This is a genomic window from Cellulomonas sp. GbtcB1 (genome assembly GCF_019091725.1).
In the GTDB taxonomy this organism is placed as follows: domain Bacteria; phylum Actinomycetota; class Actinomycetes; order Actinomycetales; family Cellulomonadaceae; genus Cellulomonas.
In genome coordinates this window covers 77,125-96,539 of sequence record NZ_JAGXJG010000003.1, presented here as the reverse complement: position 1 = coordinate 96,539, position 19,415 = coordinate 77,125, and the positions used below count along the sequence as shown (strand labels likewise).

Annotated in this window: 15 protein-coding genes; 10 read left to right on the top strand and 5 right to left on the bottom strand. The window is 75.6% G+C overall.

The genetic code is table 11. The features are described from left to right. Positions 1–22 precede the first annotated feature (22 nt). The 3 genes from KVT14_RS02310 to KVT14_RS02300 form a co-directional block, all read right to left on the bottom strand. Positions 23–520, bottom strand: coding sequence for a hypothetical protein (locus KVT14_RS02310; protein ID WP_217614178.1), 498 nt, complete (start codon positions 518–520; stop codon positions 23–25). Positions 521–606: 86 nt separating this feature from the next. Next, positions 607–2,040, bottom strand: a complete 1,434-nt coding sequence (locus KVT14_RS02305; RefSeq protein WP_217614177.1) for a DUF4232 domain-containing protein — start codon at positions 2,038–2,040, stop codon at positions 607–609. A gap of 138 nt (positions 2,041–2,178) precedes the next feature. After that, complete coding sequence (locus KVT14_RS02300) at positions 2,179–3,042, bottom strand: PAC2 family protein (RefSeq protein WP_147796577.1); 864 nt, start codon at positions 3,040–3,042, stop codon at positions 2,179–2,181. 59 nt (positions 3,043–3,101) lie between these two features. Here KVT14_RS02300 and KVT14_RS02295 point away from each other — a divergent pair, with 59 nt between their 5' ends. The 4 genes from KVT14_RS02295 (at position 3,102) to KVT14_RS02280 (ending at position 7,515) form a co-directional block, all read left to right on the top strand. Beyond that, the gene (locus KVT14_RS02295) at positions 3,102–4,796 is read left to right on the top strand and encodes a bifunctional 3'-5' exonuclease/DNA polymerase (protein WP_308160833.1); all 1,695 of its coding nucleotides are present in this window, start codon (positions 3,102–3,104) and stop codon (positions 4,794–4,796) included. Positions 4,797–4,859: 63 nt separating this feature from the next. Continuing rightward, positions 4,860–5,474 carry a TetR/AcrR family transcriptional regulator gene (locus KVT14_RS02290; protein WP_217614175.1) on the top strand — a complete coding sequence of 205 codons (615 nt, stop codon included), beginning with the start codon at positions 4,860–4,862 and terminating at the stop codon, positions 5,472–5,474. Positions 5,475–5,572: 98 nt separating this feature from the next. Next, positions 5,573–6,535: a DMT family transporter gene (locus KVT14_RS02285; RefSeq protein WP_217614216.1), complete on the top strand. Its 963-nt coding sequence runs from the start codon at positions 5,573–5,575 to the stop codon at positions 6,533–6,535. Next, positions 6,532–7,515 carry a 3-methyladenine DNA glycosylase gene (locus KVT14_RS02280; protein WP_254630249.1) on the top strand — a complete coding sequence of 328 codons (984 nt, stop codon included), beginning with the start codon at positions 6,532–6,534 and terminating at the stop codon, positions 7,513–7,515. The genes KVT14_RS02285 and KVT14_RS02280 overlap by 4 nt, the downstream gene beginning before the upstream one ends. A gap of 239 nt (positions 7,516–7,754) precedes the next feature. Here the strand turns inward: KVT14_RS02280 and KVT14_RS02275 are convergent, their stop codons facing one another. Both KVT14_RS02275 and KVT14_RS02270 read right to left on the bottom strand, forming a co-directional pair. After that, positions 7,755–8,273 carry a DUF6338 family protein gene (locus KVT14_RS02275; RefSeq protein WP_254630272.1) on the bottom strand — a complete coding sequence of 173 codons (519 nt, stop codon included), beginning with the start codon at positions 8,271–8,273 and terminating at the stop codon, positions 7,755–7,757. Beyond that, positions 8,270–9,466, bottom strand: coding sequence for an ROK family transcriptional regulator (locus KVT14_RS02270; protein WP_217614173.1), 1,197 nt, complete (start codon positions 9,464–9,466; stop codon positions 8,270–8,272). The genes KVT14_RS02275 and KVT14_RS02270 overlap by 4 nt, the downstream gene beginning before the upstream one ends. Before the next feature lie 158 nt (positions 9,467–9,624). Here KVT14_RS02270 and KVT14_RS02265 point away from each other — a divergent pair, with 158 nt between their 5' ends. From KVT14_RS02265 to KVT14_RS02240, 6 genes are all read left to right on the top strand, one after another. Then, positions 9,625–11,109: a sugar ABC transporter ATP-binding protein gene (locus KVT14_RS02265; protein WP_254630248.1), complete on the top strand. Its 1,485-nt coding sequence runs from the start codon at positions 9,625–9,627 to the stop codon at positions 11,107–11,109. After that, a complete protein-coding gene (locus KVT14_RS02260; RefSeq protein ID WP_308160832.1) occupies positions 11,106–12,236 on the top strand; it encodes an ABC transporter permease in 1,131 nt (376 codons plus the stop codon). The genes KVT14_RS02265 and KVT14_RS02260 overlap by 4 nt, the downstream gene beginning before the upstream one ends. A gap of 133 nt (positions 12,237–12,369) precedes the next feature. Further along, a complete protein-coding gene (locus KVT14_RS02255; protein ID WP_217614171.1) occupies positions 12,370–13,428 on the top strand; it encodes a substrate-binding domain-containing protein in 1,059 nt (352 codons plus the stop codon). A 60-nt stretch (positions 13,429–13,488) separates the two neighbouring features. Continuing rightward, a complete protein-coding gene (locus KVT14_RS02250) occupies positions 13,489–14,676 on the top strand; it encodes a Gfo/Idh/MocA family protein (RefSeq protein WP_254630247.1) in 1,188 nt (395 codons plus the stop codon). Between the two features lie 254 nt (positions 14,677–14,930). Next, positions 14,931–18,332, top strand: coding sequence for a PQQ-dependent sugar dehydrogenase (locus KVT14_RS02245; RefSeq protein ID WP_308160831.1), 3,402 nt, complete (start codon positions 14,931–14,933; stop codon positions 18,330–18,332). A 71-nt stretch (positions 18,333–18,403) separates the two neighbouring features. After that, a complete protein-coding gene (locus KVT14_RS02240) occupies positions 18,404–19,411 on the top strand; it encodes a sugar phosphate isomerase/epimerase (protein WP_254630246.1) in 1,008 nt (335 codons plus the stop codon). Positions 19,412–19,415 lie beyond the last annotated feature (4 nt).

Below are 19,415 nucleotides of genomic sequence, written 5' to 3'. Positions count from 1 at the left end.
CCCGGCGTACGCCGCCGGCGGGCTACCCGCCGGTGAACGCGCTGATCGCCAGCGGCGCGCCGACCGCGTCGCACGCCGTGCCGAGGTCGGTCGCGGCCTGAGACCACGCGGGCGAGCCCACCCCGGTGGACTCCGCGGACGCCCCGGACGGCACGGCCGGCGCGGCCGCCTGCAGCGCGCCGATCGCCGCCTGCACGTCGGTGCCCCCGTCGGCGGGGAGGCGCCCGAGCACGCGGGTCGCCAGCTGGTACCAGCCGTGCTGCTCCTGCGCCGCCATCCGGCCCTCGGCCAGGGCGACGTCGGCGTTCTCGACGATGGTCAGCACGTCACCGAAGGCGGTGCACGCGGCGTCGTCGTCCGTGGCGGCGTCGTCCGCGGCGGGTGCGGCAACCGCCGCGGCCGGCGCGGTCGGGTCCCCGGCGGGCCCCGTATCCGGGTCCGCGCCGCCCGCGCCGCACGCACCCAGGGACGCCGTCCCCAGCACCGCCGCCGTCAGCACCGTCCACCGTGTCGTCCGCACCCGCGGATGCTACCGAGGTGCCGACCCCCTCGGAGGGCGATCCGGCAACGGACCTGGCGACGCCCCCCGCGCGCCGTGGAGCCGCGTCAGCCGTCCCCGCCGTCGAGCGCCCAGCCCTCGGGTGCGGGCTCCCACGCGCCGATCTCGACGGCGGCGCCCGCGAGCACGTCCAGCGTGTGCTCACCGGCGGGCACCTCGACCGGGTCGGCGCCCGGCACGGCGGTCACCCGCAGCGCCACGGTCACGTCCGGGTCGAGGGCCGTCGACATCCCGCGCCAGGTGAGACCGGCGTGCAGCCGCTCGCCGGGCGGCAGGACGTACCGGGCCGGTCCGGGCGTGCCGGTCGGGGTGCCGGTCTCGACATCGGGCGCCGGCGTGCCCGACGCGCGGAGGAACACGACGCCCGGCCGGCCCTCGACCGCGCACGGGGCGTCCGACGCGTTGGTCGCGGTCAGCAGCAGGTACCGGCGGCCCAGCGCCGCGTCGAAGCCGCCGAGGCTGACGTCGAGGTCGGCTCCGCCGCACGCGGGCGCGTCGGGGTCGTCGGGCCAGGGAGAGGTGGCAGCCCCGGCGGGGTCCGCGGGGGCACCGGGATCCGCCGGCGGCGCGGGGTCGGGGCGGCCCACGACGCCCGCCTCGGAGCGGAACGACGAGGACACCACGGCGTGCACGACCGGGCCGTCCGCGGGCCACGCGGCCGAGGTGAGCGCGGCCGTGAGCGCGGCGACCGTGTCGTCGCCCTCGACCTGGACCCGGAGCCACACGTCGGCCGTGCCCTCGGTGCCGACGAGCTGCGACGTCACCCCCGGCCACCCGTCGACCCGGGCGACGAGCCCGGCGAGCCGGGCGTCGAGCAGCGACGCCTCCAGGTACGTGCTGACCCGGCCGTCGTCGGTGGCGAGCGCGGCGACGGCGGCGCGGGTCGACCGGACGGCGCCCGCGAGCCGCCCGAGCGCACGGGCGTCGGCCGCGGACGCACTCACCGTCCCGCCCGACACCTGGAGGTCCGTCAGCCCGGTCGGTCCCGCGGCGTCGGCCACCCCGCCGAGGATGCCGAGTGTCCCCGCACCGCGGTCCCCGGCCCCGGAGAGCTCCGCCGCGAGGTCGGGGACCCCCGGCACGTCCCGCTGCCAGACCCGGGCGGCCACCCGCGCCGTGGCGGGCAGCTCCGCGGCGACCGCCGCCGCGACCGCGACGAAGCCGTCCGCGTCCTCTGCGGCCGCGCGGACGTCGACCTGGACGGCGACCGCCTTCCCCCGGTCGCCGGACCCGCCGGGCAGGGCGAGGTCGGTCGCCGTAGCCTCCGCCACGCCGTCGAGCCCGGCGATCGTCGCGGCGAGCGCGGTGGCCGCCGCTGCGTCCGGGGCGGGGTCTCGGGCGTCGTCGCACCCGGCGAGCGCGGCGACCGTGAGCACCAGCGCGGCGGTCGCCAGGGCCGCGACCGGGTGGCGTCGCCGCCGGGGGACGGGCGGGGCGGGATCCCGGCGGGCGGGCGCGGGCGGTGGCGTGCGGTCGGGCATGCCCGGGACGCTAGGGCCGCCGCCCGTCCGCGCGGGGGTGGTCCACCGCACCGCCCGCGGATGCGCGCCGGACCTGCACAGGCGGCGCACAGCCGCCTGGGCGCGCACCCCGGTCCACCGTCCCGGCGGACGGCCCCGTCAGCCGCCCGTGCCCTTGTCCCGCCGGCGGAGGTACCGCTCGAACTCCTGCGCGATGGCCTCGCCGGACGCCTCGGGGAGCTCCGCGGTGTCCTTCGCCTCCTCGAGCTGGTGCACGTACTCGGCGATCTCGGAGTCCTCGCTCGCGAGCTCGTCGACGCCGTCCTGCCACGCCGCGGCGTCCTCGGGCAGGTCGCCGAGGGGGATCGGCTCGCCGGTCAGGGCCTCGATGCGGTGCAGCAGCGCCAGCGTGGCCTTCGGCGACGGCGGGTGCGCCACGTAGTGCGGCACCGCGGCCCACAGCGACACCGTGCGCAGCCCGCGCGCGGCCGCCTCGTGCTGGAGGACGCCGACGATGCCCGTCGGGCCCTCGTAGGAGTTCGGCTCCACGTCGAGGGCCGCGCGGACCGCCTCGTCCTCGCTGGTCGCGGTCACCGGGATCGGCCGGGTGTGCGGCACGTCGGCCAGCAGCGCGCCCAGCGTGACGACGGTGGTCACGCGGAGCGTGGCCGCGATGTCCAGCAGCTCGCCGCAGTACCGGCGCCAGCGCATCGACGGCTCGATGCCGTGCACCAGCACCACCTGGCGGCGCGCGTTCGGGGTCGTGGCGACGGCCACCGCCGTGGTCGGCCAGGTGATCTCGCGGCGCCCGTCGTCGCCCGCGCCGACCACGGGGCGGTTCACCTGGAAGTCGTGGTACTCCTCGGGGTCCAGCTCGTCGACCTGCTCCGCGCCCCAGGCCTCGTGCAGGTGCTCCAGCGCCTGGCTGGCCGCCGACCCGGCGTCGTTCCAGCCCTCGAAGGCCGCCAGGAGGATGGTCTCGCGCTCCGGGAGCCCCGCCGGTGCGTCTGCCTGCTCGGTCATCGGGCCAGCGTAGGACCCCGCGGCGCCCGATGTCGGACCGGGCGGGGAGAATGGGACGCGTGCCGCTCGTCCTCGTCGCCGTCGACCCGGACCGACCGGGCGGCGTCGTGCTGCGCGAGGCCCGGGACGCCGCCGCCGCGGAGGCCGAGGACGTCGGCCCGCCGGTGCCGGTCGCCGGGGACGACCTGGCGCGCGCGGTCGCCGAGCGGGAGGCCGCGGACCACCCGCGGTGGGTCTGGGACGACACCGAGCACTGGTACCCCGACCTGCTGGCCGCGGGTGTCCGGGTGGAGCGCGCGCACGACCTGCGGCGGTGCCGGACCATCCTGCGCGGGTCGACCCGGTGCGCCGGGACCGCCCTCGCGCGCGAGCCGGAGGGGCGGTGGGACCGCGCCGCGGCGGCGGGCGGGACGGGTGCGCACGAGGCCGACGCGCCGAGCCTGTTCGACGACCTCCCCGACGCGGTGCCCGACGCCGCGCCCAACGTCGCCGCCGAGCTCGCGCGCCAGCTCGGGGCCCTGACCGAGGCGGGCGACGACGGCCGGCTCCGGCTGCTGCTCGCCGCGGAGTCGACCGGCGCCCTCATCGCCGCCGAGATGCGGCACGACGGGCTGCCGTTCCGGCCCGACCTGCACGACGCGCTGCTGACCGGGCTGCTCGGGCCGCGCCCGCGCGAGGGCGCCCGTCCCGAGCGGCTGGCGGCGCTGGCCGAGCGCGTGGCGGCCGCGCTGGACCGGCCCGGCCTCAACCCCGACTCCCAGCCCGAGCTCCTGCGCGCCCTGCGGGCCGCCGGCCTCGAGGTCACCTCGACCCGGACGTCCGAGATCCGCGCGCTCGACCACCCGGTGCGCGAGCCGCTGCTCGAGTACAAGAAGCTGGCCCGCCTGCTGTCCGCGAACGGCTGGGCCTGGATGGACCGCTGGGTGCACGAGGGCCGGTTCCGGCCCGACTACGTCCCGGGCGGCGTCGTCACCGGGCGGTGGGCGAGCAGCGGCGGCGGCGCGCTGCAGCTCCCCGGGGTCATCCGCGACGCGGTGCGGGCCGACCCGGGTCGGCGGCTGGTCGTCGCCGATGCCGCGCAGCTGGAGCCGCGCGTGCTGGCCGCCATGTCCGGCGACGGCGCGATGGCCGCGGCAGGGCGGCAGGCCGACCTGTACGCCGCCGTCGTCGCGGCCGGCATCGTCGCCGACCGGCAGCAGGCCAAGTACGCCATGCTCGGCGCCATCTACGGGGCGACCACGGGCGCCAGCGCCGTCCTGATGCCGCAGCTCGGGCGCGCCTACCCGCGGGCCGTCGCGCTCGTCGAGGAGGCCGCGCGGGCGGGGGAGCGCGGCGAGCAGGTGACGACCTGGCTCGGCCGGTCCTCGCCCGCCCCGAGCGCGGCGTGGCTCGCCGCCCGGCAGGCGGCGTCGACCGAGGGCGCCGCGCCGGAGGACGCCCGCGACGCCCGCCGCCGGTCCCGCGACTGGGGCCGGTTCACCCGGAACTTCGTCGTCCAGGGCACGGCGGCCGAGTGGGCGCTGTGCTGGATGGCCGTCCTGCGCCGCCGGCTGCTGGACCTGCCGGGTCGGCCGCACCTGGCGTTCTTCCTGCACGACGAGATCGTGGTGCACGCGCCCGCGGACGTCGCCGACCGGGTCGCCGACGCCGTCCGGGAATCGGCGGTCGAGGCGGGTCGGCTGCTGTTCGGCGCGACGCCGGTCGAGTTCGCGCTCGACGTCTCGGTGGTGGACAGCTACGCCGACGCCGTGTGATGCTGCCGCTCGGTGGGTAGACCGGTCTACCTAGTCGGGCGGGGCGAGGCGGTGGGAGCGCGCATGGCGGAGGCACGGGACCCGAGGCCCGGCGGCGCGGCCGTGCGACGTCGACCGGCGCGCGACCGGCTGCTGGCGGCCGCCGCGGCGCGGTTCTACGCCGACGGCATCGCCGCGACCGGCATCGATACCGTCACCGCCGACGCCGGCGTGGCCAAGATGAGCCTCTACAACAACTTCGCGTCCAAGGCCGACCTCGTCGCGGCGTACCTCGTCGCCCGGCACGAGGAGTGGCTCGGGCTGTACGCCGCGCGGCTCGCCGCGGCCGGCGACGACCCCCGGGCCCGGGTGCTCGCCGTGTTCGACGCGTACGCCGACCACGCGAACGCCGGCTACGCCCACGGCTTCCGCGGCTGCGGCCTGCTCAACGCCGCCGCCGAGCTGCCCGCCGGGGACCCGGGGCGCGCTGTCGTCCGCGGCCACAAGGAGGAGGTCGAGGCGATCGTGGCCGGCCACCTCGCGGACCTGCTGCCGGGTGACCCGTCCCGGGCCGCCGCGCTCGCCGAGCACCTGGCGTTCCTGCTGGAGGGGTCCATGGCGCGCGCGGGGCTCGAGGGGGACGACGCCCGCCTGCGCCGCGCCCGCGCGCTGGCCGCCGGTCTGCTGGACGCGGTGTGACCGCCGGGCGCACCGCGCCGCTCGCCGCCCCCGTGGACCACGGGTCCGCGGAGCCCGACGCCACCGGGCGCGGCGCGTCCGCCCGGCCGTCCGCGACGGTGCGGGGCGCCGGGGTCGGGACCTTCTCCGTGCTCGCGGCCTCCGTCCTGTGGGGCACCACCGGCACGGCCGCGACGTTCGCCCCGGAGGTCGGCCCCCTCGCGATCGGCGCCGCGGCGATGGGCATCGGCGGGCTGCTGCAGGCGGCCGTCGCCGGCCGGGTGATCGCCGCGCACGCCGCCGCCCTGCGGGCCCGGGCCGGGCTGGTGCTGCTCGGGGCCGCGGCCGTGGCCGTCTACCCGCTCGCGTTCTACACGTCGATGCGGCTCGCGGGGGTGGCGGTCGGCACTGTCGTCTCGCTGGGGTCGGCGCCGCTCGCAGCCGCGCTCGTCGAGCGCCTGGTCGACCGGCGACGGTTGTCGCGGCGCTGGCTCGCCGGTGCGGCGGTCGGGCTGCTCGGCATGGTCCTGCTGTGCGCGGCGCAGGCGCTCGGCGGCGGGCACGGGGCGGACGTCCCGGGTGCCGCGTCGCCCGCCGGCGCGCTCGGCGGGGTGCTTCTCGGGCTCCTCGCGGGCGCCACCTACGCGCTGTACTCGTGGGTCGCGCACCGGCTGATGCAGGGCGGCGTGCCGTCGCGCGCGGCGATGGGTGCCGTGTTCGGCGTCGGCGGCGTGCTGCTCCTCCCGGTGCTCGCGGTCACCGGCGGGGCGCTCGTCGCGTCGTGGGGGAACGCGGCGGTGGGCGCGTACATGGCGCTGGTCCCGATGTTCACCGGGTACGTGCTGTTCGGGTGGGGGCTCGCCCGCGTGCCGGTCAGCACGGCGACCACCCTGACCCTCCTGGAGCCGGCGGTCGCGGCCGTGCTCGCGGTGCTGGTCGTCGGGGAGCGGCTGCCGCTCGCCGGCTGGGCCGGGGTGGGACTGGTCGTCGTGTGCCTGGGCGTGCTGTCCGTGCCGGCGCGGTCGGCGGGCCGGGCCGAGCGGCGGCTGCGCGCCCGCCGCCGCCTACCCTGGACGCCATGACCGTCACCGCCGGTGCCGCGCCCCGCGCGGCCACGCCCGCCGACGGGCGGGGCGTCGACGCGACGGCGCCCGGCCCCGTGCTGCTCGACGCGTCCACGTGGCGCGCCCGCGCCGAGGCGCACGCCGACCGTGCGGACGACCTCACCGCCGGCCACCGCGACCGCCGGGCCCGCGGCGGCGAGCGGCACGCGATCGAGGACTTCCTCTTCGAGTACTACCCGGCCAAGCCCGCCCAGCTCCGCCGCTGGCACCCGGGCGCGGGCGCCGCCCTGGCGGACGCCGCCGAGGCGCCGCACGCCGCCTGGCGCTGGTACCGCGCGGACGCGGACGGCACGGTCGGCCTCGACGCCGCGGCGTTCCTCGCCGACCGCGGCGACACGGTCCGGTACGTCCGCGCGCTGCTGTCCGCCACGGCCGTCCGCCCCGCCGCCACCGGCTGCTTCGGCCTGCACGAGTGGGCGATGGTCTACCGGGAGGGCGACGGCGACCACCGGCACCCGCTGCCGCTGCGGCTCGGCGGTGCCGGCACCGACGAGGTCGTCGAGCGGCACCGCATCCGGTGCACCCACATCGACGCCTTCCGGTTCTTCACACCGGACGCCGTCCCGCGGAACACCCTGCAGCCGACCCGCGAGACCCAGGTGGCGATGGAGCAGCCGGGCTGCCTGCACGCGAACATGGACCTCTACAAGTGGGCGCTCAAGCTCGGCCCCGCGGTGCCGGGGGACCTGCTGCTCGACGCGTTCGCGCTCGCGCGCGAGATCCGCACCGTCGACATGCAGGCGTCGCCGTACGACGTGTCGTCCTACGGGCTCGAGCCCATCGCGATCGAGACGGCCGAGGGCAAGGCCGAGTACGTGCGGCGGCAGCGCGGGTTCGCGGAGGCGTCGCAGGCGCTCCGGGTGCGGCTGGTGGCGGTGTGCGACGCGGTGCTCCGTGCCGACGCAGGCGCGGCGCAGGCGGGGTCCCTGGCGCGGTGAGCGGGAGGCCCGCACGCCGTCAAGTGTCGGCGGCCCCGCCTGCGGCCTCGTGTCGCGCGACAGCCTCGGCGCGCTCCCGGGCCTCGCGCTCCTGACGGCGGATGCCGGCCTCGGTCGCAGGTGTCTTCGGGGGCAGCCCGGTGCGCGGGCCGACCTCGCCGTTCGGGCCGACTCCCCGGTAGAAGCCACCGTCCGGGGCGAACCACCGTCGGACCGGGGGCGGGCGTCGCCGGTTGCTGTCAGCCACGGGGCTGCACCGTCCTCACGTCATCGTCGCGACCCCCGGCCTGATCATCCCGCCTGCCCGGGAGGAATTCCACGGCGATCGCGTCGGCGCACCTGATCACCATCCCGCCTGGGGCGTGGACCACGTCGCTGAACGTCCCGTCGTCGCCCACGACCCAGCCCACCTCGACGAAGAGCTCGGGAGGGTGGGGGTGGGTGGTGGCGAACGAGTCGTCCCCGTACCAGCCCCCCAGCCACCGGCCGTCCGCGAACCGCACGCGCACCCAGCCACGTGGCGCACCCCCGAACGCGCGGTCCCACGCGCTGGGCGGGTGGTCGAGCGGTCGACCGCGACGGAGCGCAGGCGGCGTCCGAGCCGTGAAGAGCACGAACCGCTCGCTGCGGACGGCCCAAAAGCACAGCCGCGCGGCCAGCCAGGGCAGGGCGATCGCGAGCACGACGAACCCGAGGCTGACGACCCGTGCGTTCCCGAGGGCCCGCGCCGGCGCGCGCGCCGCCCAGCCCGGCCTCAGGCGATCCGCGCCTCCAGCAGCGCGTCGATCGCCACCGGCGACAGCACGTGGTCGACGGCCATGGCCGACGCCCCGAGGATCCCGACCTCCGACCGCGCCTGCGACGTGACGATCCGCAGGTGCTGCGTCGCCAGGGGCAGCGACCGCTGGTACACGACCTCGCGGATGCCGGCGATCAGGTGCTCGCCGGCCTCGGCGACCACGCCGCCGATCACGACCAGCGACGGGTTGAGCAGGCTCACGCAGGCGGCGAGCACGCCGCCGATCTCCCGCCCGGCCTGCCGGACGGCCCGGCCGGCGGCGAGGTCGCCGGCCCGCACGAGCGCGACGACGTCGGCGCCCCCGCGGGCGTCGGCCCCGTCCCGGCTGAGCTGCTCGGCGAGCGCCCGGCCGGACGCCATGGCCTCGAGGCAGCCGAGGTTGCCGCACCGGCACGGGACGTCCTCGGCCCCCGGCACCGCGATGTGGCCGATGTCGCCGGCGGCGCCCTGGGCCCCGCGCCGGAGCTCGCCGTCGGAGATGATCCCGGAGCCGATGCCGGTGGCGACCTTGACGAACAGCATGTCGTCGACGTCCGGCCAGGCGGAGCGGTGCTCGCCCAGCGCCATGAGGTTCACGTCGTTGTCGACCAGGACGTCGGCGCCGCCGAGCTCGGCCGAGAGGAGGCCGCGGACGTCGGCGTCGTCCCAGGACGGCATGATCGGCGGGTTGATCGGCCGGCCGGTGGCGTGCTCGACGGGCCCGGGCAGGCCCACGCCGACGGACACCAGGTCGTCGAGCGAGCGCCCGGCCTCCGCCACGAGCTTGCGCCCGTGCTCGGCGACCCAGGGGAGCACGACGTCCGGTCCGTCGGCAATGGCCAGCGGCGCCTCGCCCTCGACGAGGACGTTCGACGCGAGGTCGGTGATGGCGAGCCGGACGTGCGTGGCGCCGAGGTCGACGGCGAGCACGACGCGCGCGCTGGGCTCGAAGGCGAAGGTCGCGGGCGGGCGGCCGCCGGTGGAGGAGGCCTCGCCGGCCGGCGCGATGAGCCCGGCGGACATGAGGGCCTCGACGCGTGCGCTGATCGTGGAGCGTCCCTGACCGGTCGCCGCCGCCAGGTCGGCGCGCGTGCGCGGCCGCCCGTCGCGGAGGAGCTGGAAGAGGTCTCCGGCCCCTGAGTGCCGCGGTGGGAGCTTCACGACGTCCTGCATGGCGCCTAGTGAACCAGAAAGTCCCCCCACTTGTGTTCGTCACGATCGGGTAACTCGGACAAACCCGGATCAACTTTTGCTTGACCCGTGACGAAAGTCCTGCATAGGTTCCTCACATGGTCACCGTGGACCCACCGAACCGGCCTCCGCTCCTCCAGATGCGGGGCATCGTCAAGCAGTTCCCCGGAGCGCGCGCCCTGGACGGCGTCGACCTCGACGTCCTGCCGGGGGAGGTGCACTGCCTGCTCGGGCAGAACGGGGCCGGCAAGTCGACCCTCATCAAGGTGCTCGCCGGCGCCCACCAGCCCACCGAGGGCGAGGTGCTGGTCGACGGCGAGGTGGTCACGATCGCCAACCCGGTCGCCGCGCTGAAGCTCGGCGTCGCCACGATGTACCAGGAGCTCGACGTCGTCGGCGGCCTCACCGTCGCCGAGAACGTGTTCCTCGGCCACGAGCTCGCGACCGCCGGCGTCTCCCGCCGCCGCGAGGCCCGCCGGCGGACCCGGGAGATCCTGGCCCGCCTCGGGCACCCGGAGATCTCCCCGCACCGCGAGGTCGGCTCGCTGCCGGCCGCCGCGCAGCAGATCGTCTCGATGGCGCGCGCGCTCTCGCACGACGCCCGCGTGATCGTCATGGACGAGCCCTCCGCGGTGCTGGACTCGGACGAGGTCGAGAACCTGTTCCGCGTCGTGCACCAGCTCACGGCCGCGGGCGTCGCGATCGTCTACATCTCGCACCGCATGGAGGAGATCCGCGCGATCGGCGACCGGATCACGGTGCTCAAGGACGGTCGCACGGTCGCCCGCGACCTGCCCGCCCGGGACACCCCGACGCGCGAGCTGATCCGCCTGATGACCGGCCGGAACGTCGAGTACGCCTTCCCGCCGAGCCAGGACCTGGCGCCCGACGCGCCGGTCGTGCTGGACGTGCAGGGCCTGGCGCTGCGCGGGGCCTTCACCGGCGTGGACCTCCGGGTCCGCGCGGGGGAGATCGTCGGCCTCGCCGGGCTGGTCGGCTCGGGGCGGTCCGAGATCCTGGAGACGATCTACGGCGCCCGCCGGGCGAGCGCCGGCACCGTCGAGGTCGCGGGCCGGCGGCTGCGCGCCGGCGACGTCACGGCCGCCGTCCGCGCCGGGATCGGCCTCGCCCCCGAGGAGCGCAAGGCCCAGGGCCTGCTGCTGGACGAGCCGGTCTACCGCAACATCACGCTGTCGACGTTCGGGCGGTTCGCCAAGGGCGGCCTCCTGGACGAGCGCACCGAGCGCCGGATCGCCGAGGAGCAGGCCGAGGCCCTCGACCTGCGCCCCGCCGGCGTCGACCGTGCCATCCGCACCCTGTCGGGCGGCAACCAGCAGAAGGCGATGCTCGCCCGGTGGCTGGTGCACGGCTGCCGGGTGCTGCTGCTCGACGAGCCGACCCGCGGCGTCGACGTCGGCGCGCGCGCCGAGATCTACGCGCTCGTCCGCCGGCTCGCCGACGAGGGCGCCGCCGTCGTCGTCGTCTCGAGCGAGATCCCCGAGGTGCTCGGTCTGTCGGACCGGGTGCTGGTCGTGTCCGAAGGCCGGGTCGTCCACGAGGGCCCCGCCACCGCCATCGACGAGCACGCCGTGCTCGACCTCGTCATGGAAGGAAGTGCCGCGTGAGCGAGCACCAGCTCTCCGCCCCGCCCCCGGGCACGCCGGGCGCCCCCTCGGGCCCGACCTCCGCGCCCGGTTCCGCCGGCGCGACCCCCGCGGCCCCCGCCGCGGACGAGTCCGCCCGGGTCGAGGGCGTCGCCCGGGAGCACGGCCGCTCCCGGCGCGGCCCCGCCGGCGCCGGTTCGGCCCGGATCCTCGGCCTGGTCATCGCGCTCGCGCTGATCTGCGTCGTCGGGTACATCACCGCCGGCAGCCGGTTCGCGAGCATCGACAACGTCCTGGTCATCCTCAGCTCCGCCGCCATCGTCGGCGTGCTGGCCATCGGGATGACCTTCGTGATCACCGCGGGCGGCATCGACCTGTCCGTCGGGTCGGTGCTCGGCCTCGCCTCGGTGTGGGCGACCACGGTGGCCACCCAGTCGATGGCCGACCAGTACGGCTGGATCGTCATGGTCGGCTGCGCCCTCGCGGTCGGCCTCGGCGCCGGCCTGGTCAACGGCGTGCTGATCGCCTACGGCCGGGTGGTCGCGTTCATCGCGACGCTCGCCATGCTGGTCGCCGCCCGCGGCCTCGCCGAGCTGATCGCCCAGCGCCGGACGCAGCTGGTCTCGGTGCAGTCGTTCGAGGACACCTTCCGGGGCAACCTGCTCGGGGTGCCCAAGATCGTGTGGATCTTCGCGATCGTCGCCGTCGCCGGCTGGTTCCTGCTCAACCGCACCACGTTCGGCCGCCGCACCGTCGCGGTGGGCGGCAACCCCGAGGCTGCCCGCCTGGCGGGCATCGCGGTCAAGCGGCACACGATGTACCTGTACGGCCTCGCCGGCCTGGCCGCCGGCATCGCCGCGGTGATGATGCTCGCCCGCACCGGCGCGGGCTCGTCCACGAACGGCCTGCTCTACGAGCTGGACGCGATCGCCGCGGTCGTCGTCGGCGGGACCCTGCTCGCCGGCGGCCGGGGGACGATCGTCGGCACCGTGCTCGGCGTCCTGATCTTCCAGACGCTGACGAACATCTTCATCCAGAACAACCTCGACTCCTCGGTCCAGCAGGTGATCAAGGGCGCGATCATCGTCGTCGCCGTCCTCCTGCAGCAGCGCTTCACCTCTCGCACCCCGCGGACCGCACGCACCTAGCCCGGGGCGCCCCCGCGGCGCCCCGCCCCGCGCCACCGACGCACCAGCGCACGACCCCCACCGCGACCGGGTCCGACCCGCTCGCACGCCCCACCCTGCCCGCACGACCCCGGACATCGTCGAAGGAGATCCCATGTCCACCACCCGCACCACGCGCCGCCGCGGCCGCGTCCTCGCGCCGGTCGCCGTGCTGTCCGTCGCGTTCCTCGCCGCCTGCACCTCCAACGCCCCCGCGGAGGAGGAGGACACCGGCGCGGAGGCCGCCCCGGTCGCCGTGTCCGACAACGACGAGGCCGGCGAGACGGTCGTCATCGGCTTCTCGGCCCCCGCCGCCGACCACGGCTGGATGGGCGCCATCACCTCGGCCGCCCAGAAGGAGGCCGAGAACTACGAGGACGTCGAGCTCCGGGTCGCCGAGGGCACGAACGACGTCAACGTGCAGATCAGCCAGATCGAGGGCTTCATCAACGACGGCGTCGACGCCATCGTGCTGCTGCCGTTCGACGGCGGCGCCCTCACCGACGTCGCGACCAAGGCGATGGAGGCCGGCATCCCGGTCATCAACGTCGACCGCGAGTTCTCCAGCCCGTTCGCGTCCCGCGCCACCGTGCTCGGCGACAACTACGGCATGGGCGTCTCGGCCGGCACCTACATCTGCGAGCGGCTCGGGGACAACCCGGACGCCGTGGTGGCGGAGATCGCGGGCATCGACTCGCTGCCGCTGACCCAGGACCGCAGCCAGGGCTTCGCCGACGCGCTCGACGACTGCGGCCTGGACGTCGACAACCGGGTCGCCGCGGACTTCACCGTCCAGGGCGGCGAGCAGGCGGCCGCGAACCTGCTGCAGGCCGCGCCGCAGATCGACGCGATCTGGAACCACGACGACGACCAGGGCGTCGGCGTGCTGGCCGCGATCGAGAACGCCGGACGCGACGAGTTCTTCCTCGTCGGCGGCGCCGGCTCGGCGAACATGATGCGCGAGATCCAGGACGACGCCTCCGTGGTCGAGGCCACGGTCATCTACCCGTCGACCCAGGCGGCGGACGGCATCAAGCTCGCGCGGCTCGTCGCGCACGAGAAGTCGCTGAGCGACCTGGCGTCCTCGGGCGTGCCGCGCACCGTCCAGCTGTTCGCGCCCGTCGTCACGGCGGACAACGTCGACCAGTACATCGACTCGGCCTTCGAGTCCTGATCCGGACCACGGGGGGGCGCCGCCCGGCGCCCCCCCGTGCCCAGGCAAGGAGGTCTCGTGATGGACGGGACGACGGCCGCGCCGCTCGGCGTCGGCATGGTGGGGTACGCGTTCATGGGCGCCGCGCACTCGCAGGCGTGGCGTACCGCCCCGCGGTTCTTCGACCTGCCCCGCACCCCGGTCATGCGGGTGCTGGGCGGCCGGGACGCCACCGCGGTCAAGTCCGCGGCGGACCGGCTCGGCTGGCAGGACACGGCCGGGTCGTGGCAGGAGCTCGTGGCACGGGACGACGTCGACCTCGTCGACATCTGCACGCCGGGCCGCACGCACGCGGAGATCGCGGTCGCCGCGCTCGAGGCGGGCAAGCACGTGCTGTGCGAGAAGCCGCTGGCCAACACGATCGAGGAGGCCGAGGCCATGGTCGCCGCGGCCGAGGCCGCCGCCGCCCGCGGCGTCCGGTCGATGGTCGGCTACACGTACCGCCGGGTGCCGGCGGTGCAGCTCGCGCGGCAGCTGGTCGCGGACGGCCGGATCGGGGCGGTGCGGCACGTGCGCGTGCAGTACCTCCAGGACTGGCTCGCCGACCCGGAGGCGCCGCTGTCCTGGCGGCTGGACAAGCAGCAGGCCGGCTCCGGCGCGCTGGGCGACATCGGCTCGCACGCCGTCGACCTGGCGCAGTTCATCACCGGCGAGCGCCTGACCGGAGTGTCGGGGCTAATGGAGACCTTCGTGCACGAGCGGCCCGTGGCGGCCGAGTTCGCGGGCCTGCACGGCCCTGCGGCCGGCCCGGACGCCGCGCGCGGCCCCGTCACCGTCGACGACGCCGCGGTTTTCCTCGCCCGGCTCTCCGGCGGCGGCCTGGGCGTGTTCGAGGCGACCCGGTTCGCCACCGGCCGCAAGAACGCCATCCGACTCGAGGTCAACGGCGAGCGCGGCTCGCTGTCGTTCGACTTCGAGGACATGAACGTCCTGCACTTCCACGACGCGACCGAGGACGCCGCCGTCGCGGGGTTCCGCCGGATCGTGGTCACCGAGCCGCAGCACGCGTACGTCGGCCACTGGTGGCCGGCGGGGCACGGTCTCGGCTACGAGCACGCCTTCACCCACCAGGTCGTCGACCTGGTCGGCGCGATCGCGGCGGGTCAGGACCCGTCGCCGTCGTTCGCCGAGGGACTCGCCGTGCAGCGCGTGCTCGACGCCGTCGAGCGCAGCGCGGCCGACGGCAGCCGGTGGGTCGCCCTGGGCTGACCGCCCGGGGGCGACCCGCCCCGCGGGTACCCCGCCCGCACCAGCACCACCCGTCAGACGACGATCAGCTCACCGCTCGAGGGGGAGGAGGTGGGACCGCGCCACGACCGGCAGAGCCGCCGGTCGGTTGAGGAGGCCGGGCTCGGCGAACCGTGGGGACGACTCAGGAGCCCGACCTCTGTGACGAGATCCCGTAAGGAGCTGCATCACTCATGGATCGTACGCAGCCGCGCTCGCAGCGCGGCAGGAAACTGGTGGGTTTCACCCTGGCCGGGGTGCTCACCGTGACGGGGCTGGCGCTGGGCGCCGGACCCGTGGTGGCCCACGACGGCGTGGACCACGGGGCCGAGCCCGGCGGCGACGCCGCGCTCGACTGGGACAACTACGAGAAGATCACCCTCACCAAGGACGTCGGCGAGCCGATCGACCTCGCGGTGCTGCCCGACGGCCGCGTGCTCCACACGGCCCGCAACGGCGACGTCCGCCTGACCGACCCGGCCACCGGCGTCACCCGGATCACCAACACGATCCCCGTGTACGCGAACTCGGAGGACGGCCTCCAGTCCATCGGCATCGACCCGGACTTCGAGGAGAACAACTGGGTGTACCTCGTGTACGCCCCGCCCGGGAACACCCCCGCGGGCTCGGCGCCGAACACGCTGCCGGCCGGCCAGGACGAGTCCTACTGGGACCAGTGGGTCGGCGTGAACCGGTTGTCCCGGTTCCAGTGGACCGGCGAGGGGCTGGACCTGGCCTCGGAGCAGCAGATCCTCGACGTCGAGGTCCAGCGCGGGCAGTGCTGCCACGTGGGCGCCGACTTCGACTGGGACGCCGACGGCAACCTGTACCTGGGCACCGGCGACAACACCCCGGCCGGTACGCCGGGCGCCAACGGCTTCGCGCCGAACAACGACGCCCCCGGCATGAACCCCGGCTTCGACTCGCGCCGCGGCGCGGGGAACACCAACGACCTGCGCGGCAAGATCCTGCGGATCCACGTCGAGGAGGACGGGTCGTACACGATCCCCGAGGGCAACCTGTTCCCCGAGGGCACCGAGGACACCCGGCCCGAGATCTTCGTCATGGGCGTCCGGAACCCGTTCAAGCTGGACGTCGACCCCGAGACGAGCTCGCTGTCCTGGGGCGACTACGGCCCGGACGCCACCAAGGCGGTCGCGGAGACCGCGGGCCGCGGCCCGATGGGTCTCGTCGAGTGGAACGTCGTCGGCCTCGACGACCCGCACAACGCCGGCTGGCCCTTCGTCACGGGCGACAACTTCGCCTACAACGACTGGGACTTCGCCACGGCGACGCCCGGCGCGTTCTTCGACCCGGAGAACCTGGTCAACGACTCGCGCTGGAACACCGGCCTGACGAACCTGCCCCCTGCTCGCCCGGCCACGGTCTACTACGGCGACAACCCGGGCGACCAGCCCTGGGACGAGCTGGTGAACTTCGGCACGGGCAACGGCCAGGGCCCGATGGGCGGCCCGGTGTACCACCGTCCGGCCGACGCCGGCCCGGACGCGTGGCCCGCGTACTGGGAGGGCAAGGCGTTCTTCGGCGAGTTCTCGCAGGACTACATCGCGGCGTTCACGGTCGACTGGGACACCTTCGAGGTCACCCACATCGAGGACGTCACGCCGAACGCGGCGATCACGGCCGAGGGATGGCCGCCGATCGACAACCCGATGGACATCGAGTTCGGCCCGGACGGGTCGATGTACGTCCTCGACTACGGCGACGGCTTCTTCCGGGCCAACCCCGACGCGGGTCTGCACCGGATCGCCTACGCCGAGGGGAACAAGGCGCCCCGCGCCGAGTTCACCGCCACGCCGACGTCCTCGTCCACCGCGCCGCTCACCGTGCAGTTCGACGCGTCCGCGTCGAGCGACCCCGAGGGCGGCGAGCTCCGCTACGACTGGGACTTCGACGGTGACGGCACGTTCGACGCCACCGGCGTCGAGGCGGAGCACACCTACACCGAGATCGCGGCCTACACGGCGCGGCTCAAGGTGACGGACCCCGAGGGCAAGTTCACGCTCACCTCGCACCCGATCTCGGTCGGCAACCAGGCGCCCGAGGTCACGCTCACCTACCCGGAGAACGGCGGCTTCTTCACCTGGGGCGACGCGGTGCCGTTCCGGGTCACCACCCAGGACGCCGAGGACGGCACGGCCACGGACTGCACGCGCGTGTCCTGGACGTACGGCCTGGGCCACGACGAGCACGCCCACCCCGAGGTCTCGGGCACGGGCTGCCAGGGCGCGTTCAAGACCGACCCGAACTCGCCGGAGCACGGCCCGGGCGCGCTGCTGTACGGCGCGGTCGTGGTCACGTACCGCGACGCGGGCGCCAACGGCCTGCCGGCCGCGTCGGGCGAGGCCACGCTGCGCCTCAACCCGCGCGAGCAGCAGGCGGAGCACGCCGCACGCACCGGCGTCACCGTGTACGCGGACGAGACGGCCTCGGCCGGCAACGCGGTCCGCGGCCTCGGCACCGGCGACTCGCTGACGTTCACCCCGGTGAGCTTCAGCGGGATCACCGGCGCGGTCGTCCGGGCCAACGGCGGCGGGGAGGTCCAGCTCCGCTGGGGCGCCGCCGACGCGGCGCCGTTCGCCACCGCCACCATCCCGGCGGGCGCCGGCTGGAAGGACGTCGAGATCGCCTTCGACGCCCCCGAGGGCACCGGCGACCTGGTCGTCACCTCGGCCGACGACCTGGCCGTGGACGCGATCACGATGGTCGGCCCCGGTGTCGCGGACACCGCCGCCCCCACCGTGGCGCACACCCTGACCCCGGCGGCGCCCACCGGTGCCGGCGGCGTCTTCACCGAGCCGGTGCGGTTCGCCGTGCAGGCCGCGGACAACGGGGCGCTCGCCAGCGTGCAGTACTCGCGCGACGGCGGGGCCACCTGGACGAACCTCGCGGCGAACCAGCAGTACGGCGTGACGTTCTCCGAGAGCGGCGCGTACGACCTGCGGTACCGGGCCACCGACACCCAGGGTCTGGTCTCCGAGGTCGGGTCGGTGCAGTTCACCATCGACCTCGAGGCCCCGGAAGAGCCCACCGTCGACACCACCACCACGGCCGCCGTGGCCGCGGGGCGGGTGCCGTTCGGCGCCCCCGGCGAGGTCACGGTCGCGGTCTCCGCGGCCGAGGGCGTCGCCTCCGGCGAGGTCGTGCTGACCGTCGGCGAGACCGAGGTCGGGCGGGGCGCCCTCGGCGAGGACGGCACCGCCGTCGTCGCCCTCGACCCGGCCCTGGGCGTCGGCACCCACACGGTGACCGCGTCCTTCGTCGGCGGCGAGGTGTTCAAGCCCTCGGCCGGCACCGTCCGCCTCACGGTGGCGCGCACCACCTCCACGGTGGCCGCGACGGTGTCGCCGAACCCGGTCAAGCCCGCCGTCGCCGCCAAGGCCACCGTCCAGGTGACCACCGGCAGCGGCGTCGCCGCCGCCGGGGACGTCACGGTGACGGTCAAGCGCAACAACCAGACCGTCGCCACGCTCACCGGGACCCTCGACGCCTCCGGCGCGAGCGTCGTCTCCCTCGGGCGCCTGCCCGAGGGCACCTACAAGGTCGACGTCGCCTACGGCGGCACGGCCGGCATCTCCGGCTCCACCACGAGCACCACCCTCACCGTCCGCAGCTGACCGCGCGCCGGTGCCCGGGCGGGGTTGCGCGAGCAGACCCGCCCGGGGCCCGGCCGTCTCGAAGGAGAGACATGAGCACGCACCAGCACGCCTCGATCCCCGCCCGGCCGATGAGCCGGCGGTCCCTGATGAAGGCGCTCGGCGCCTCCACGGTGGCCGTGGGGCTCGGGACCGCCCTCGGCGCCTCCGGGGCCTCGGCCGCCGGCCTCGCGCCCGCGGCCGCGCCCACGACCGGGCGGACCCGCCTGGTCCCGGCCAACCGCATCGGCATCCAGCTGTTCACGATCCGCGACAAGGTCAGCTCGCTCGGCTTCCGGGCCGTGTTCGAGGAGCTCGGCCGGATCGGGTACGCGGAGGTGGAGTTCGCCGGCTACACGCAGGGCAACGTCGGCGCCATCACCCCGGCGGAGATCCGCCAGCTGCTCGACGACAACGGCCTCAAGGCCGTCGGCTCGCACGTCAGCACCCAGCTGCTGCGCACCGACCTCGCCAACCAGATCGACATCGCGCACACCCTCGGCATGCCGCACCTCGGCACCGGCAACGCGCCCACGAACACCGCGACGAAGGAGGGCTACCTCGCCGCCGCGGAGGAGTGGAACGGCTGGGGCGAGCAGGTCAAGGCCGCGGGCATGAAGATCTACCAGCACAACCACGACGGCGAGTTCCGGTTCGACCCGGTCGACCCGTCGGTCCGGCTCTACGACGTGTTCTACGACAACACCGACCCGGACCTGGTCTACCTGGAGATGGACATCTACTGGGCGTACGTCGGGCAGCACAAGTACCCGGGGTTCGAGCCGGTCGACTACGTCCTGCGCAACCCGCGGCGCTACCCGCTGCTGCACCTCAAGGACGGCAAGGCCAACGAGGCCAGCGCCAACGGCTACGACATCATCGAGTTCGGCGCCGGCGACCTGCCGTACCAGCAGTTCCTGTCCCAGCTCCGCACGCGCGGCCAGCACTTCGGGCTGTACGAGCAGGACAACGCCTCGACGGTCGCCGAGCCGCCGAACCCGCTGAACTCCCTCGGCAACGCCGACCGCAGCTACGACGCCATCGCCGGCCTGCGCGGCTGAGCGA